Consider the following 17951-nt stretch of genomic DNA (forward strand, 5'->3'; position numbering starts at 1 on the left):
GAACGTACTGATTCAATATAAAGAAGAAGCACAGTTTGATGGTATTACAATTGTAAATTATTACTCAGGGTATTCCACTAACGGGAAACGTTAGTGGAATGACGTTGGGATTTCACATAAATTAGGGTGGTAACTGAAATGGGGTAGGGTAACCAAATGCAAAGTAAATCTTTTGAGTGGGCAGATTTTATGACTAAAGTGCTTCAAACTGCGGGAAACGAAATAATCAAATTGCGTAATGTTTTCGCACATTGCAAAATGACGCGCTCATTCTGCGTTTTCTTGGTGGACGCTGTCCGCATCAAACATTGCTCTATAAGGAGTTGGAGCGACTGAGCAAGTCCAGACCTACCCTGACTCTCGACCTGAAGAAGCTCAACATGGAAGTGATCGCCCCGTGTCTGCCTGCGGAACTGATTGCAGATTTGGACTCTACGGTCGAAACCGTCTACGGCAACCAAGAAGGAGCAGCCATTAATTGACGAAATCGATGAGATACACGGCGGAAAAACATGGCCCTACAGCAAAGTGATCGAAGATGGCTATTATGGCTATTCTTGCTTAACCGTCTTGAAGAATGGCGAAATCGGCTTCCTTTACGAGCGTGTATATGACTATTCGGATTGGAACAAACCTTTACGCTGGACTGGTTGAAATCATAGACATTTACTGCAAAACTGCAGCTTTTCCCCATGGGGAAAGACTGCAGTTTTTTTATTTTCTCCATTCCAGAACCCGATTCGCCAAATGAAAACTAGGCGAGGGGATGTGTTCATGCTACGATTTCGCTGAAGTCGGCAATACAGTTCATGCCGAAAGAGGACGGTGGCATCCGCGCGTCGTATACCATAAACAGCAACCGGCGAACGGAGGTCAAACCATGGGCAGATGGCTGTCACAAAACCACATACGGCTTTACGTATGGGTGGGCATCATTTTTACGATTATTATCATTCCGTATTCCTTGTTCTTGTCCAATCAGTTTTCGAAGTTTGCTTATTCTCAAATGGATTTGTTCCATCGGGACAAAATCATCCATACGGCGAGCCAGACCGAGTTGATTTTGAATAAGCTGAAGACTTACGGACTCAACATGTATGAGGATCCCAACATTCAAGGCTGGCTTCAAATGGACCGGACAGATCCGCTCGCAGATATGGAAGCGCTTAACACGCTGACCAGCTTTATGTCAACGGAATCGTTCATCGAGCGGGCGTATCTTATCAATCTGCAAACGCGGCAAGTGTTCGACTCGCAGAAGGGTATCGCGGCATTCGATACGTTCGAAGATCAAGCCATGCTGAAGCGGGTACAGGAGCAGCAGTCGTTGTTTCTGCAGTTTTTTCCCCATGAGGTGCAAGGTGTTGCTCATTTGTCGCTCGTTGTTCCGTCAACGCCCGCAAAGATATATACGCACGGCTACTTGGTTCTCTTGTTGAACAATCAGGAGCTGCAGGGCCATCTGCTGGCCAATAACAAGGAACTGGGCACGGATATCATGGTCCTTGACGAGAACGGGCGCAACGTGCTGACCGGCCTGGAGAGTGAAGTTGATGCTGCTTCCGGGCTGTTCATTCATTCGGCGTCTCTATCGTCTCAGAAATGGAAGGTGTACTCGCTAAGCGAATTGAAGAGCTTTAAGAACCAGGCGGAAGCGTTCCAGCGGCGCATGGTGATGTACTCGATCCTGCTTCTCATTCTGCTGCTGGCCGCAGCGCTGTGGAATTCACGCCGGACGATTATGCCGTTTCGCAGTCTTGCCGAGCAGCTTCAGCGGAAGTTCAACGGGGCAGGCGAGAATGCCAAGGCGCCGATCCGCGATGAATACAGCATTTTAAAATACGGCATTGAGAAGCTTTCCAGCCAGGTCGACGAAATGAACATTTCCCTGCGGGATCATCATCATCTGATCAAAACAGAGTACATGCGTCAATGGGTTCTGCAGGGAAGAATGAACCGGACGATACGGGATGAGATTTCTGATATGACCAGCCTCATCCATAGAGAGCGGCTTCGCCTTGTCGTTATGAAGATCGAGTCGTATCACCATTTTGTCGAGCGTTATGATATTGATTCCCGCCGTCTCCTTAAATACGCTTTGTGCAACATTGCGGAAGAAGTCATCCGACTTGAAGGCGGGGCTGTGGAAGCGATCGATTTGGCTAGTGACAATATCGTGCTATTGATCGGTCTCGACCGTACCGAAGACGAAATGAAGACACTGCTTGAAGCGATAAAGCTGCATATCCGTCAATATATCCGATTGAACGTTTCAATCGCCATGAGCGAACCGAAGCACACGGACGACGACCTGCGATCGGTATACGACTATGTTAACGATCTCACGCTGTTAAAGTTCGTCAGCGGCAGCGACCGGATCTATACCGAGAACGATTACGAACGGTATGTCCAGATGATACAGCCGGCTGCTGAGCTGAAGAGCATCGACAAGCTGCTGGCGTTGGTCAAGGCCGGCAACAGTGAGCAAGTCGTTCAACGCTTGGAGGAGTTGTTCTCGCAGCTGGCCGCCATGAAATTTTCAGAATGCAAAGTGCAGCTTACGGTACTCTTGTTCGCCGTCGTGAAGGAGTTCGATAAATTATCGGCGCTGCAAGGGCTAGACGGCATCGACAAGCTGCTCGCGGGGTTTCCGACGCTTCAGGATTTGCGCAGGTGGCTGGAGCGTGAGCTGCTCGATATTATCAACCAGCTGAACAACCGGCAGGGATTGGACCGGAAAGAAAAGCTGGCCGAAGAGATGGTCGCTTATATCGATTACCATATCCATGACCCGATGCTGTCGGCGGAGGACGTAGCGAAGCACGTATCGCTGTCTGCCAAGTATGTAAGACAAATATTTATGGAAATGAAAAGCCAGCCGCTCTCGGCTTATATTCTGGAGCTGCGGATCAATAAGGTGAAGGAGCTGCTCGTCACATCGACGATGTCTGTAACGGATATCGGGGAACGGTCTGGGTTTTTGACAAAAAGCTATTTCTTTACAGCTTTTAAGAAAGCGACCGGCCTTACACCTAATCAGTATCGGCAGCAGCATTTATGAGAGGGGGACCCAAGGAGTGAAGCATACAGTTCTTAGACGCATACGAATTCTCACAATTCTTCTTTCTGTTCTGCTGCTCGCCGGCTGCTTGCCAATTTCGGGTCGACAGGATGGATCAAGCCGGACCGAGCCGCCCCCTCCCGTCACGTTAAAAATAATGGTGCCAGGCGAGCGCTCCTCTGACTTTGATCTCGTTATCAGGGAGGCGGAGCGCAGACTGGCAGATTCGGGGATAAGCATCAAGCTTCAAATGGAATTTGTACCCTGGAACGACTTTGGCACTCGCTCTCAGGTTGCGCTTTCATCGGGCGAAGAAATTGATCTCATCTTTGACGCTCCGTGGCTGCACTTAAATGAAATGATTGCGAGCGGATACTACGAGCCGTTAGATGTTCTACTGAAGCAATACGGTCCAACGATTATAGCCAAGCGTCCGCATCAAATGTGGGACGCGAACCGGTTCAGGGGCCATGTGATGGCGATCCCGCTTGGCGTCAGCCATGTGATGAGTCATTCGTATTTTGTCCGTAAAGATATCCGCGAGAAGCATGGCGTACCGCCAATTAAAAATTACGAGGAAATGATCCGTTTCGCCTACATCGTGAAGGAGAAGGAGCCTGACCTTGTTCCTCTCATCGCGGGAGGAACGAGAAGCCAACAGTTATATAGTCAGGCGGCGTTCCGGCACTATCACGATTCGGCCAGCTATCTGCAGCCGACGCAGGCGCTGGACAGCAGTCTTATGCTTTATTACCAGCACAACAACGGTAAAGTGCACAATGTGTTCAAGGAGCTGGACTCGCCAGTCCGCAAGTGGGTGGAGGAAGCCCGTATTTTATATACCGATGGCATCATACACAAGGATGTGCTGGGCATTAAGGATTTTCAAGAACCGGGAATGGCCGGCCAGGTTGCCATATTTCCTACCGGCTCCTTCTACGTCGGTGAACTGGCGCAAGAAACGTTGAAGGAACATGCTCCGGAGGGCGAATGGGAGATTGTGACCTTCTTCGACGATGTGCCGGGGGCGAATATTTCAGACTTCTCGCAATGGAATTTTATCGCTGTTCCGGTTGCAAGCAAGCATAAGGAAGAGGCGATCCGGTTTCTGAATTGGGCGAACGAGAAGCCGAACTATGATTTACTCGCTTATGGCATCCAAGGCACGCACTGGGAACCTGTCGGAGACGACAAATTCAAGCAGCGCAATACTCGATATAATCAATCGGCTTTCGTTTGGATCTGGAACCCGGAGGACGAACGTATTTTGGAAAGCGACGCCCGGACGGAAAGGCTGTGGCGATTTATAAGGGATGCGGATAATTTCGTCCCTGATATTCTCACGGGATTCGAATTTGACAGTACGCCGGTTCAGGCTGAGCTTGACCGCTTTAACCGGATCGAGGCGAAGTATTATACGCCCCTGTTCAACGGAGTTCTTGATCCCGACTACGCCTGGTCGCAATTCGAAGCGGAAGCGGGGCAAGCTCTTGAAGCGATCGAGGAGGAGCTGCAAAGGCAGGTCGACGCATTTTTGTCCAGATAGATTGCCGTCGGCTGAGGGGCCGTGTTGGATGAGTTGGAAACCTGCCGTTAAGGAGGTTTTCCATTAGCTAATTCATACAGTTTTTCAAACAACGCCCTGGCGAAATTTTGGTTTCGTAGGATGAGGGTGAGGGAAACGCACGGCTTAATAATGGATTAATTATACATAAAATGTAAAAAATTTAATTTATGTTGAAAGGGGTGATGCTGAGCTTTGATCCATTGCACGAAGTGCAACAGCGTTAACATTCTCAATTAACAGAGCCAATAAGAAAGGAGCAGCCATCTTTTATGAAAATAAACGCAAAACGCTCGATCTGTCTTATTCTTGCAAGCGTGATGACCGCCTTCTTGGCGATCCCTGCCGCATCTGCAGCTTATTTGCCGAAGAACGATCCGAGGTCGAACTACTTATCGAACATTGCACTGATCTATACGGGCTACTACAACCCGGCCAACTATGACGGAGAAAACATTGGGGATTATGACAAAGACAAATTTTTGCCTTATGTCGGGTACTTGGACGAACAAGGCAGAGCGCAAGATGACTTCTTTGATACGTTCTTAATGTTATCCTTGCAATCCCCGCACGGAGGCAGCTTGCACCGCTGGTACGATTGGGTGCCAAACTCGGTTCCGGGCAGGCTTGTGGATTGGCAGTATGCGATGGAGCGCCCGTTCGTCAAGAACCTTCAATTGGATGCACTGGACCAAGCGGTCAAGCAAGTCGGGAGCGATCTGGAAAATCGCGATAAGCAGGTCAATGTGTACTTGACGATACCGTTTCCCGATCCGCAGAGCCGGGATTTCGGCGACTTTAACGGAGACGGAGTTTCCGACGACTTGATCAGCCTCGAAGCGCGCAACGAGCTTGTTCAATGGTATATCGACACGATGGTCGAGCGATTCAAATCGAAGGGTTACAAGCATTTGAAATTGGCAGGCTTCTACTGGCTGCAGGAGGATCTGGACACAACCGTTCAAGGAGAAGCGGAAAATGTGAAAGCGACGTCAGACTATCTGAATTCAAAGGGGATGCGTCTAGGCTGGATTCCATGGTCGGGGGCAGGAGAGAAGGGCAACGGCAATAAGCACGGGTACGATTTCACGCTTGTGCAGCCCAACCACTATTTCCAAGCGGAAACCACGATAAAACGGATAGAGGAAACAGCGGCGCTTTCAAGAAACAACGGTCAAGGCGTTGAAATTGAATTCGACCAGCGAGCAATCGAAAACCCTTACTACAGACAAGTCTTTTACAACTATTTAATCGGCGGGGTGAAATACGGGTATATGGCGGATTCCCTTCTTGCTTACTACCAAGACGTCTATGCGATCTATGATTTCTATCATCACCGGAGCCCGATCGGACGCCAGCTATATGATGACATCTATCGCTTCGCGAAAGGCACATTCGTTCCTCCGATCGGAGACATTGAAGCGCGAGTGATTGATAGGGATGGAAACCCGATTCCGGACGCTCAAGTAACGAACGGAGACGGCTTCTCTGCATGGACCGATTCGAATGGCCGGTTTGCGACGAACGACCAGTTTGCGATTCAATATACGTTCACCGTAGCGAAAGAGGGCTACCAAAGCCGGACGGTTCGATTCGATGCGGTCCAAAGTGCGACGATCCGCAAAGATATCGTGCTCGCGCCGAGCGGAGGGCCTATCGCGGAGCAGCAAGTGATTGCCGATTTTGAAGGCGAATTCAACGTAGGAGGCAATAGCGTTGTCAACCGGTCGTTCAACACCGAAGCGGAATTTGTCCGTTCAGGCGAACAATCGTTAAAGGCTGTATTCCCAAACGGCTGGGGGCCTGTCCGGGCTTTCATCGATTCCGGCTCGGAAGCATTGGCCGGTTCGGACCGTCAATTCATCAATTACACAAACACCGATTGGAGCGCCTACGACTCGATTGGAATGGACGTGTACAACGCGACGAACACCGAGCAGCTGCTCGAGCTCGAATTTATGTACGACCAATACAGCTGGGCGTCCTCAAGGGTGAAGAAGGCGAAGCTGGCGCCGGGTCAGTGGAACCGTGTGGAGATACCGTTCGCGGAGCTGCGCGACGCGGGCGTCAATCTGCAGAATATCATTCGTCTCTCTCTGAAGATGAACGAGTTTCCGACTGAAGGAGCAACGTTATTCTTCGACAACATCAACCTGCTGAAGTACGAGAGCTTGGATAAGCCAACGGATACTTATATCGCGCTGCCTTCATCTGTGCCAACGATGGACATTGGAGCCAGATGGACGCCATCCGTAATGGATCGCGCGTCATTAGATGAGCAAGGTAAGCATACAGTCGTTGCCGATGCTTCGTTCGAATCCTCCAACCCGGCTGTACTGGAGGTAACGCCGGACGGGGTTTTGAAAGCGCTCGCTCCGGGAAAGGCGACGCTTCGAGCCTTCGCGAACGGCATCGAAGCGGAATCGAAGGTGATCGAGGTATCGGGTCAAACGTTCCATGAGCTGAAGGGTGGCCGTTCGAAGCTTGCGCCGGGAGAATCGGCAACGATATCGCTGCGCAGCTTCTTCGACAACGGCTATCTGATTCCACGGGAAAATGCTTCCTACAGCTGGTCCGTGAAGGGCGATGCGGTCCTATTGAACGATAAGCTTCAACAAGACGGAACCGCAGTCGAAAATGAAAAGCTGCTTGTGGGCGTAAAAAATGGAAGCGCCAGGATATCGGTCACAGTTACGTACAACGGCAAGTCGGAGACGATCGAGCGACTCGTCATCGTAAGACCGAAGGGCTTAGTAGCTCCACAAAACTAGAAAAAGGGGTGAATTCCAATGCAACAATCAAATATAAAAAAACGCTTTAAACTGGGTCGCGCTTTACTACTGCTGCTGCTTGTCTCAGCAATAGGAATCAGCGCATGCTCGGGCGACAAGCAAGAGGGTCAAACGATAGAAATTCAATTATGGAATCCGTTTACCGGCGACGGCGCTGCCGTTGTAGACGGCATTATTGAGAAGTTCAACGCGAGCCAGTCGGAAATTACGGTCAAATCACTGAGCAATCAAGATCCGCAGAAGCAGTTGACCGCTATATCCGGCGGCAACGCTCCCGACCTTGTCATCACGTATTGGAACAATATCGGTCCTTGGTCTGAAGCGGGCGCGGTCCTGAACTTGGAGGACTTCGTCAAATCATCGGGCTTCGACACTGCTCAAATCATTCCGGCCGCTCTTGACAGGATGAAGGTTGACGGCTCAATCCACGGCTTCCCGATCTCGATGAGCATGGCTAACAAGCTGTTTTACAACAAAAAAGCGTTCGCCGATGCAGGCATTGCGGCTCCCCCGGAAACGCTGGAGCAAATGTTCGAATATGCCAAGCAGTTAACCAAAAAGGACGCTGACGGAAATATTACCCAAATTGGCTTCATACCTGACTATCCATGGATCGATAACGTCTTCTGGCCGATCATCTTCGGCGGCTCGTGGGATGACGGCAACGGCAAGCTGACGGCAAACCAGAAGGCAAATGTGGATGCGATCGCGTATCAGGCGGCCTATTACAAGGAATTCGGCAACAATGGCATCAGTAAATTCAAATCGGGGATGGGACAAATGAACACGCCGCAGGATCCGATCATTACCGGCGATCTGGCCATGATCATCGGCTGGGAGAACTGGTACAACGACAAACGTGGCGAAGACGGCGAGATCGGTGTCGCTCCGTTCCCGTATCCGCAGGACCGTCCGGAATTAATAAACTCCGGCATGGTCAGCCCTGTAGCGATGTTCATCCCCGCAAAGGCGGAGCATCAGGAGGAGGCTTGGAAAGTAATGCAATATTTGCTTTCTGAAGAGGTTCAAATCGAGTATGCAATCCAAAACAAGACCATACCAGTGCGGCTAAGCGCACTTGACAATCCGAAGCTGAAGGAGAATGAAGCGACGATACCGCTGAGAGAATTTTTCGAAAGCGCAAAGAGCCCGAACTTGAACGGCTTCCCGAACAGCATTTACATCAATGAGTATTTGCAGGTATTGAACGAAGAGACAGAAAAGGCGCTTAAAGGACAAATATCCGCTCAGGAAGCGATGGACACCGTCGTTGAAAAGATGCAGCCGAAAGCGGACGAAGCGAAGAAGTAATAGGAACAACCAGAAACGCCTGGGTCAAATCCTACCGTTTCTGGCTTAATTGCATCGATTGGAGGTTACCTGAATGTCTGCAAGCAATTCAATCGGCATCAAGAAGCGTGAGCGCAAGCGGCTGCTCATCGGTTTATGCTTTATTAGTCCATGGCTGATCGGACTTTTGCTTTTTCAATTGTTTCCGATCTTAACCTCTTTCTACTACAGCTTGACGGATTATAATTTGTTTTCTTCACCGGAATGGGTCGGCTTAAGTAATTATGCAGAAATGTTCAGGGATGAGAAGGTATGGCTCTCCTTGTACAATACGCTGTTTATGGCTGTATTCGGCTTGTTTCCTCATCTCGCATTCGCCTTGGCGATCGCGCTCCTCCTGAACCGAAATGTGAAAGGCCAGTCCATCTACCGGACGATCTATTTTCTGCCAACACTGGTGCCTGTCGTGGCGGCGACGTTGTTGTGGATGTGGCTGTTAAACGCGCAGTACGGTTTGATTAACGAGCTGCTGGGCCGAATTGGACTGCCGCAGCCGGTATGGCTGCTCGACCCGCTTTGGACGAAGCCGGCTCTGATCATGATGGGATTCTGGGGAACAGGGACGACAACGATTATGTATTTGGCTGCCTTGCAGGAGGTTCCGAAGCTATATTACGAAGCAGCGGATATCGACGGGGCTAACGCTTGGCATAAATTCCGTCATATTACGCTTCCGGCTATTTCCCCGATGACGCTGTTCCATGTCATTATGGGGCTGATTGGCGCGCTTCAATTGTTTACGCAAGGCTATGTGTTTACTGAGGGGAACAAGCAATCAATGGGAGGGCCTGAAAATTCGCTTCTGTTCTACGCGATCTACTTGTACCAGACGGCTTTCTCGTTCTTAAAAATGGGGTATGCGTCGGCGATGGCTTGGCTCTTATTCCTCATTGTGTTCCTGTTGACGATTATTGTGTTCAAAACGTCGGCAAAATGGGTGTACTACGGAGGTGAGCGTTAATGAATGGGAACATGAACACTCAGCCTGCCCATAGGCAGTCGAAGCTTGTTGCTCATATTTTCCTCATCCTCGTTGGCATCCTGTTTCTTATGCCTTTCGTGTGGCTTGTTATCACTTCGCTGAAGACAGACGCTGAAATATTCATCGTTCCTGTCAGGTGGTGGCCGAATGAGCTGCAATGGAATAACTATATTGAAGCGGTTCAGGCGATTCCGTTCTTCCAATACACGTTCAACACAGTATGGATCGCAGCCTTGTGCGTGGCAGGCGTCGTCCTGTTCGCTCCTCTCGTCGCCTATGGCTTTGCGCGAATCGATTTCAAAGGCAGGAACGTTCTGTTTCTTATTATGATGAGCACATTAATGCTTCCCTTCCAAGTAACGATGATTCCGATCTATGTCATGTTCAACAAAATCGATCTTGTTGATTCGTACTGGCCGATCGTGCTTTCTTCGTGGTTTGGTACAGGGATGGCGTATTATATTTTTCTTATGAGGCAATTTTTTATGGGAATTCCGCACGAGCTGACCGAATCTGCCAAAATAGACGGCGCTTCGGAATTTCGGATTTATGCGGCGATTATGCTGCCATTGTCGAAGCCGGCTGTATTGACCGTTGGCCTGTTCACGTTTCTTGGCGCATGGGGAGACTTTCAAGGGCCTTTAATTTACTTGAACGATCCTGATCATTGGACGCTCTCTATCGGTCTAAAGCAATACATTCGCGAAAACTCTGTCGCTTGGGGCCAATTGATGGCAGCTTCTACTTTATTTACGCTGCCGATCGTCATCTTGTACTTCTTCGTACAGAAGAAATTTATTGAAGGGATAACTATTACAGGCATGAAATAATGAATCGTATAGGAAGTCCCGCAGAAGGAGTCGAGCTATGCCTAACAAAAAAATAGCGGTCGTCGCCGCGGAGAACAGCGATTTATCGGAGCTGATGCTGGCTTGCTGCCCAGCGGCTGTATGGCTGAAACCTGCTGAGATGGTTGACGCAAATCTGGATCATTTTGAGGCGATTGCCCTTCTCGGAGGCGCCTCGGAGAAGCCGCTCATGCTGTCTCCGGAGGAGAGGCTGATCGTCGAGAAGGAAATTCAGAGAGGCAAGCAGGTGTTTGCGGAATATGTCGCAAGCATCGGCGACGTATACGCTTCGCCGCCGGAGAGCACAAGATATGAGAGATTGGTGTTCTGTTCGAATGAAATTAAGATTGATGGATTGATGCTTGGAGACGTCTTAGACGATCAGTGCGGGATGAGGATCAAGCCGCATGATATCACTTGCTCGCATCGGCGGCCGATTCTCACGTTCGCTTCCGTCCATACGCATGCTTCCGTCGAGGTTTCCGATGAAATGATGAGCCGGATTTCCGACCGGGCGCTCTGGTTTGAAGACCCGGATAACCTGCTGGTCTGCTCGTTCCGGCTAAGCCCGTTCATCAGAGCCCGGTTTGCGCCGAAACGGAAAATTTTGAATACGGTCGCCTATATATTGGGTTGGCTGTTTCAAGAGAAGGTTGATCTTGAGGATGTGAAATTCAGTTACAATTTCATTGAGGCGGGGAGCGGTCTCGAGCCTCTAGAACAACGGATCACTCATAGTGCAGACCGGGCTTTGGCATGGTTTGAGAGATCAGGTGTTCTGCAGAGCGAAGGAAGAAGCGGCGTATGGGAAGGAATGGGCACAGAAATTATGCCGAATGGGACTCAGCGAATAAGTGCCATTCGCCGCGCCGATTGCATCGGAGAAGTTGCCCTGCCGTATTTTCTCAACTATTTGCGCACCTCGGATGAACGTGATTTGCTCATTTCCGAGCGATTGCACGACTACGTTTTCGATTATTTTCTGAATAAGGAGCCTGGCGATTGCTACGGCATGCTGCGCTGGACGGAAGAAGCCTGGGGCGTGTGCTATCAGGACGATGTCGCGCGCGCGCTCATTCCGCACATGCTGAAATGTCTGTATACGGGCTCGCAGTACCGATTGGACGAAACGGCAGCTGCCTTAAGGTTTCTTTTGAAAACCACAGGCACTGACGGTACAAGAGTATTCCGCACCGACAACAAAACGCTGAACAAGGAGCGGATTCGAGCGCTGCAGAACGAACCGGGTGGACTGCCTTCTGCGCATTACAACGGCTATTATTGGGCGGCTCTATTTCTGGCGTACAAGCTGACCGGGGAACGCTCTTTCCTTGAAACAGGTATCCGGGGGATGGAGACGATCATGAGCGTATACCCGGATACGGTGCGGGAGCAAAGCCAGACGCAAGAATACTGCCGGCTGATTTTGCCGCTCGCCTGGATGTATTGGGTTACAGGGGATTCGAAGCATCAGCGGTGGCTTTACCAGGTTGCAAACGATTTGCAATCCTTCAAGCACAGCTCGGGCGCTTATCTCGAGTGGGACGCAGGATATAAAGCAGCGATGCGCAGCGGAATGGGGCAGGGCGAAAGCACACTGCTTGCCCGAAACGGCGATCCGGTGGCGGATCTGCTTTACTCGAACAATTGGCTGCCGATCGGCTTTATGCAGGCGTATTTCGTAACGAAGGACGACCGGTTTTTGAAATGGTGGGAGGAGCACGCCGCTTTTCTCGCTTCCGCCCAGCTCGCAAGCGACAACCCATCGATTGACGGAGCATGGGCACGAGCGTTCGATGTGAATCTGCACGAAGTTTTCGGTTCTCCGGCGGATGCCGGCTGGGGTCCTTGGGCCATTGAATCGGGCTGGACCGTGGCGGAGATTACATCCGGATTGTTAATGGGGCTGTTGAAGGAGCGGTTGCGGCAGGCCTACGAGTGATGACTTTCCTGTAAGAAATATGGGACTATTGGTAGGGATTGGACAAATAGAATAGGGTTAATGTGTGAGACCATAGTGACTACACGCTTAGATAGCGGGTTCATTACGGTCTCTTTTTGTCAATTTTGGGGTAGTGCCAACATTTTGACGGATTTATACGCTTAGCATTAGCGGACATACATCAGCACAATAAAGATGTCGGGGGACAAGATTATGTCCCAAAGAAAGTCGCTAATTTAGCAGCTTTTTTGTTTTATCGGTACAAGTTCTTGTCCCGAGTCGAGGACAAGAACTTGTACCGATTGCCGAAAAGGACAAGAACATGAGCCGATTAACGATTAGATAAGTATCTAACTATATTTCCCTGCAGTTTCCATTAAGCTAACGGGCAGTATAGCGCGGTAGCAGTTTAAGTAGCTGATGGATGTATTTGTTAATATAACGGACAAAGGTTCATGAAGGTTTTACCACCAATCCAATGAATACTTATATAAAAATGAAATTGGAGGGGATTGAATGCTAAGTCCTTTAAATGGTACTTTTCCTACTGATAAAAAATTGCAGGTGTACACAGCATACCAATAACCGAAGATGGTTCAATTATTATGGTTTGGGATAAGAATGAGAAGGCGCTCACAACAGTCGGTGGGAGGATCGAAGTTAATGAGGATATTGATACTGCTTTAAACCGTGAGACAATTAAAGAAGCAGGTCTTATTTTAGAGTCTAAAAGAGTACCGATTGCTGCTTGGTATTGGGAGAGTACGGATACATACACCGTTTTTGTTATGGCAAGTGTAAAGGATTATGGAATCATGCCCGAAGGGTTTGAAACAACTGGAAGAGTGACCATGAATTTTGAAACAGCGCGCCAAATCATATCGAAAATAGAAGGTGAGGGGTTACGTCTTGAAATATTAGAGATTGCTGAATCGGTGTTTGAACAACAATTCAAAAGTTAATTCGCTACGCTAACGGGAAAAGTTAGTTGAATAAAGACGAGAAGGCAGCCTTACAGGAATTAAGCATGAGAATTGGGTAGATAAAACTGTACCCGAAGCTCATGTCATTGTTAATAAACTAACTGAGGCAGGTATCCCTTTACATGTAATAATGTATGAAGATCGCTCAAGGAACACGTTAGAGAATGTGTTATTCGCTAAAGAAGTATTTGATTTCAATGGTATAGATTCTCTTTTATTTGTTTGCAAATCTCGTGGCGCAGGCAGGCAATATCGTACATTGGCGAAGTATTTGCCTCAAAAAATTAATTGTTTTTCATATGGCTTTGATTCCAATTATAATGGTCAAACGATAAACAGAGAAAACTGGATGCAAAGTTCAATAGGTCGTTGGAGAGTATTGGGAGAGTATTTGAGAATCTGTTTTTACGGAGATCGTGGAGACTTACTTCGCTAAGATAAGAAAGTGGAGGGACTTTCGTATCCCATGGAGACTTAACCTCGGGAACGCTAATATAAATGACCAACCGCCTTGTCTTTGGCAGCCGATTCAACTAACGGAAATGTTAGCTTAAAAAAGACAAGGAGGCAGCCGGCTAGATCGACTGCTTTTCTGTTCATCTAACGGGCAGGATAGTGAAAGTCGAATTCTATGCGGCTTTTTCGTGGGGAAAATCTTAATTGCGAATGACGTAAGCATCACTTTCGGCAGAACAACCGCGGCAGGCAAAGTCGAAGCTCGTTCGATGATCGATTTCCTCCAAAAATGGAATAATACGAATAAATACACCCTTTCGCTTGCCGGTATACCGGCAAGCGAAAGGGTGTATTTTCTTTATCGCTGCAATGTCATCCCTTCTCCGAACCGAGCATGACGCCTTTGGCGAAATACTTCTGGGCGAACGGATAGATCAGCAGCACGGGAATCATGGAGATGAAGATGGTGGCGTTCTTTATCGCGTCCGGCGTCAACGCCTTTGTTCCTTCGACTTGCGATTCCTCCGCGTATTGCAGGATCAGCATATCCCTAAGTACGACTTGCAAAGGATATTTGTCTACATCGTTGAGATAGATCATAGGGAGGAAATAGCTGTTCCAGTGTCCCATGAAATAGAACAGTCCGATCGACGCAAGCGCGGGCTTCGAAAGCGGGATGATGATGCTCCATAGGATGCGGAACTCCGACGCTCCGTCCAATATAGCCGATTCCCGCAGCGATTCGGACATATTTTCGTAAAAGCTCTTCAGAATAAGCAGCTCCATCGTCCAGATGGCGTTTGGAAGGACGATGGCCCAGATGCTGTCCAGAAGCCCCAGCTTATCGACGACGAGATAGGTCGGGATCATGCCGCCGTTCAGGAACATCGTCAGGACGATGCCGATGACAAAGAACTTGCGCCAAAACAAACCGGGGCGGGACAGCGGGTATGCCGCAACGGCGGTCATTACGAGATTAATGAGCGTGCCGAGCGCCGTGTACATGATCGTGTTCAAATAGGCCGAAGGAATGCGATCCTCCGAGAAGATGTAGCGATATGAATCGAAATTAAAGCCTACCGGCCAAAGAAACACTTTGCCTTGCGCGATAGCCGAAGATTCGCTGAACGAGATGGCGATGATATAAATGACCGGGTACAGCGTGGCGGCCGCTACGGCGGTTAAGACGAGCGTGTTGAAGATCGTGAACAGACTCCATCTTTTTTCTCCTACCATAGGCTTTTACCTCCCATTCTTCTGCTAATCAGATTTGCAGCCGCGAGCATGATCAAAGCGATTAAGGCTTCAAATATGCCCACGGCGGCTGCGTAGCTGTAGTCGCGCTCAATCAGACCTTTTCGATAGACATACGTCGAGAATACGTCCGCAACCTCGTACGTCATCGGATTATACAGAAGCAGCACTTTTTCGTAGCCGATTCGGAACATGGCGCCCGCCTTCAATATAAATAGGACGAGAATCGTCGGCATGATCGACGGAAACGTAATGTAACGCATCAGATGCCAGCGTTTCGCGCCGTCCACCTTGGCGGCTTCGTATAGTGAAGGGTTAATGCCGGCGATCGCGGCCAGATAAATGATCGCTTCATACCCCATCGAAGCCCAAATATCCGAAGCGACGTAGATGGTCCGGAACCATTCGGGCGCGATCATGAAGTAAATTTTTTCGAACCCGATCCATTGCAGGAACTGATTCAGCAGACCGCGTCCTGGTGACAGGAAGTCAATCACCATGCTGCAGACGATGACAACGGACAGGAACGCGGGCAAATAGCTGAACGTTTGCACCGACTTTTTGAAACGCTTACTGCGCACCTCGTTCAATAAGATGGCGAACAGGATCGGGAACGGAAATCCCCACAATAAGCTGTACAGCCCGAGGAGCAGGGTATTTTTGAACAAGAGCCAGAAATCGTTGCTGCTGAAAAAGGTGCGGAAATGCTCAAAGCCTACCCATTCGCTGCCCAGAATGCCTTCAAAAACGCTATAGTCTTTGAACGCGATAATGAGTCCGTAGATGGGACCGTAACGGAACAAAATGAAAAACACGATACAAGGGAGCAGCATAAGCAAAAACTGCCGATCTCTCTTCATGTTCTGAAGCTGGGAGAGGAACCAGGACGGTTTAGCTCTGGACGGCTGGGTTTCGCTTGCGCTCATCTTCGGATTCATCGACATACCTCCTTGAACAAATATGACTGTACACCCGAATAAGGGAGGGGGTACGGTCATCTTCGCAGTGTCTAGCTCTCCTTACTCGGCGTCATAACGCGCTTGCGCCGCATTGTGGGCACCGACAAAATCGTCCTCGCCGAGTTTCTTTGCTTGCTGAAGCCACGCATCCCATTCCGCCTGACCGTGAGAAGCGGTTAAGACGTATTTCGCGCTGAATTCCTCGCCCGCCTTTTGCAGCGTTTGCGTGAGCTCTGCGATTGTGGAGGTTTCTTCATCGGTAAATTTCAAGACCGGATCAAGCGGAAGCTTCTTGTCCTTCATCATATCCTGCGCTTCCTGTTCTTTCTCGGTGAAGTTGTAGTAGACGCTGCGGGTGTCGGTGCGGACATAGAAGCCTTGCGTCCATAAGCCGTATTTATCCTCCAGTGCTTTGATATCGACCAGCTCGACATCCTTCAGCTCCGGATAAACAGGTCTGCCGTTCTCGTCAAACTCGTAGTTGACATCTTCCTGGCCCACCGTCATCAGCTCCGCGCCGGACGGGCTTGTCAAGTAATCCAACAGTTTCATGGAGACTTCCGTGTTTTTGTTTTTTGTCACTGCATGGCCGTACGTCGTAATTGTCGGCAGGCTGAGCGTTTTGCCGGATGGGCCAATCGGGTTGCCGTACCGGAGATTATAGTCCGGAATGGCGTCCTTCGCTTGTGTCGCGAACATATCGAGACGGCCGATCCAGTCGTAGGTGACAAATGAATTGTTGCTGGTCATCTTGGCTGTCCAGTTGGCGGACGTATCGGTCATGAACTCCGGATCAAGCAGTCCTTCATTGTAAAGCTTCTTCATGAAATCAAGCATTTCCTTAAATTCAGGCTGAGTGAATGAGAACTCCCATTGTTTCGTTTCCTCGTCGTAATTATTCGGGTAACCGCTGAGCCCCCAACTGTAACCCCAATCCCGGAAGATGGTCGCCAGAGTCTTGGAAGAGTACGGGACGGAGCCCGGATACAATTCCTTAAGCTTCTTCAGCGCCTGATAAAATTCGTCCTGATTGGTCCAGAGCGGAATATTATGTTTGTCGAAAATGTCTTTGCGATACAGGAAGCCGTGGTTCACTTCGCGGTTAATGCCGTAAGTCGGCCATGTGTAAAGATTTCCTTTTTCGTCGGAGTAAGATTTCATCACCCAATTGTTGTCCGGGTTGTCTACGTAAAGTGCTTTGAAGTTGGGCAGCTGGTCGATGTAATCGTTGATTGCGGCGAAGGCGCCTTTGCCGCCGAGGTCGTTGAGCTCCGCGAGCGTAGGCCCGTGAATAATATCCGGTAAATCGCCGGAAGCCAGAATGAAGTTCAGCTTTTCTTTGAACGTGGCGGTGGAGTAAAACTCGAGGTTGACCTTAACACCGGTTCTCCTTTCCAGCTCTTGGACGGCCCACTTCTCGTTCAGCTTGGTAGAATCGCTGACGACAAGCATCTTAATCGTGGCCGGTTTATCGACGAGCGGGAGGACAAGACCTCCAGTATCGCCGTAATCGGCGACAGTCGCTTGCCCGCCGCCGGAATCGGTCGGCGCAGTCGGCCCGTCAGGGCTAGCGGAAGGCGGGTTATTCCCGTTGCCGTTCCCGCTGCATGCTGCAAGAAGCGAGATTAGAAGCGTCAAAACCAGTACTGCAGAAAACATCTTTTTTGACATAAGTGCTCCTCCTTTTTTAATCTGGCGGTCTTCATTGAAGCCAATTGCATGAGAGACGTCTTGCTTATATATGTTGTAATGCACTCTCA

The 17951-nt window shown here is 49.5% G+C and carries 12 protein-coding genes and 1 pseudogene; 10 read left to right on the forward strand and 3 right to left on the reverse strand.

Translation table 11 applies throughout. From position 1 onward, the window contains the following. Positions 1-242: 242 nt before the first annotated feature. The 10 genes and pseudogenes from ACQKPA_RS15880 to ACQKPA_RS15925 all read left to right on the forward strand — a co-directional run. A pseudogene (locus tag ACQKPA_RS15880) lies at positions 243-473 on the forward strand (IS1380 family transposase); the annotation flags it as partial. A 407-nt stretch (positions 474-880) separates the two neighbouring features. Next, a complete protein-coding gene (locus ACQKPA_RS15885; RefSeq protein ID WP_427493580.1) occupies positions 881-3061 on the forward strand; it encodes an AraC family transcriptional regulator in 2181 nt (726 codons plus the stop codon). A 16-nt stretch (positions 3062-3077) separates the two neighbouring features. Further along, on the forward strand, positions 3078-4607 hold the full coding sequence (locus ACQKPA_RS15890) for an ABC transporter substrate-binding protein (protein WP_427493581.1): 1530 nt from the start codon (positions 3078-3080) through the stop codon (positions 4605-4607). A 290-nt stretch (positions 4608-4897) separates the two neighbouring features. Then, positions 4898-7396, forward strand: a complete 2499-nt coding sequence (locus ACQKPA_RS15895; protein WP_427493582.1) for a DUF4855 domain-containing protein — start codon at positions 4898-4900, stop codon at positions 7394-7396. 18 nt (positions 7397-7414) lie between these two features. Further along, positions 7415-8728, forward strand: a complete 1314-nt coding sequence (locus ACQKPA_RS15900) for an ABC transporter substrate-binding protein (protein ID WP_427493583.1) — start codon at positions 7415-7417, stop codon at positions 8726-8728. A 73-nt stretch (positions 8729-8801) separates the two neighbouring features. Continuing rightward, positions 8802-9728 (forward strand): carbohydrate ABC transporter permease, encoded by a 927-nt coding sequence (locus tag ACQKPA_RS15905; RefSeq protein WP_127595513.1) that lies wholly within the window; start codon positions 8802-8804, stop codon positions 9726-9728. Then, a complete protein-coding gene (locus ACQKPA_RS15910) occupies positions 9728-10579 on the forward strand; it encodes a carbohydrate ABC transporter permease (RefSeq protein ID WP_246059915.1) in 852 nt (283 codons plus the stop codon). The genes ACQKPA_RS15905 and ACQKPA_RS15910 overlap by 1 nt, the downstream gene beginning before the upstream one ends. 37 nt (positions 10580-10616) lie before the next feature. Continuing rightward, positions 10617-12539, forward strand: a complete 1923-nt coding sequence (locus tag ACQKPA_RS15915) for a hypothetical protein (RefSeq protein ID WP_427493584.1) — start codon at positions 10617-10619, stop codon at positions 12537-12539. Between the two features lie 605 nt (positions 12540-13144). Continuing rightward, positions 13145-13501 carry an NUDIX domain-containing protein gene (locus ACQKPA_RS15920; protein WP_427493585.1) on the forward strand — a complete coding sequence of 119 codons (357 nt, stop codon included), beginning with the start codon at positions 13145-13147 and terminating at the stop codon, positions 13499-13501. A 58-nt stretch (positions 13502-13559) separates the two neighbouring features. Next, positions 13560-13958, forward strand: coding sequence for a YdcF family protein (locus tag ACQKPA_RS15925; protein ID WP_427493978.1), 399 nt, complete (start codon positions 13560-13562; stop codon positions 13956-13958). A 392-nt stretch (positions 13959-14350) separates the two neighbouring features. Here ACQKPA_RS15925 and ACQKPA_RS15930 read toward each other — a convergent pair whose 3' ends face one another. The 3 genes from ACQKPA_RS15930 to ACQKPA_RS15940 form a co-directional block, all read right to left on the reverse strand. After that, positions 14351-15214 (reverse strand): carbohydrate ABC transporter permease, encoded by an 864-nt coding sequence (locus ACQKPA_RS15930; protein ID WP_427493586.1) that lies wholly within the window; start codon positions 15212-15214, stop codon positions 14351-14353. After that, complete coding sequence (locus tag ACQKPA_RS15935; RefSeq protein ID WP_427493587.1) at positions 15208-16170, reverse strand: ABC transporter permease; 963 nt, start codon at positions 16168-16170, stop codon at positions 15208-15210. The genes ACQKPA_RS15930 and ACQKPA_RS15935 overlap by 7 nt, the downstream gene beginning before the upstream one ends. A gap of 81 nt (positions 16171-16251) precedes the next feature. After that, complete coding sequence (locus ACQKPA_RS15940; RefSeq protein WP_427493588.1) at positions 16252-17862, reverse strand: extracellular solute-binding protein; 1611 nt, start codon at positions 17860-17862, stop codon at positions 16252-16254. Positions 17863-17951 lie beyond the last annotated feature (89 nt).

Origin of the sequence: Paenibacillus sp. NPDC093718 (assembly GCF_050279985.1) — a bacterium.
GTDB lineage: Bacteria > Bacillota > Bacilli > Paenibacillales > Paenibacillaceae > Paenibacillus_AQ.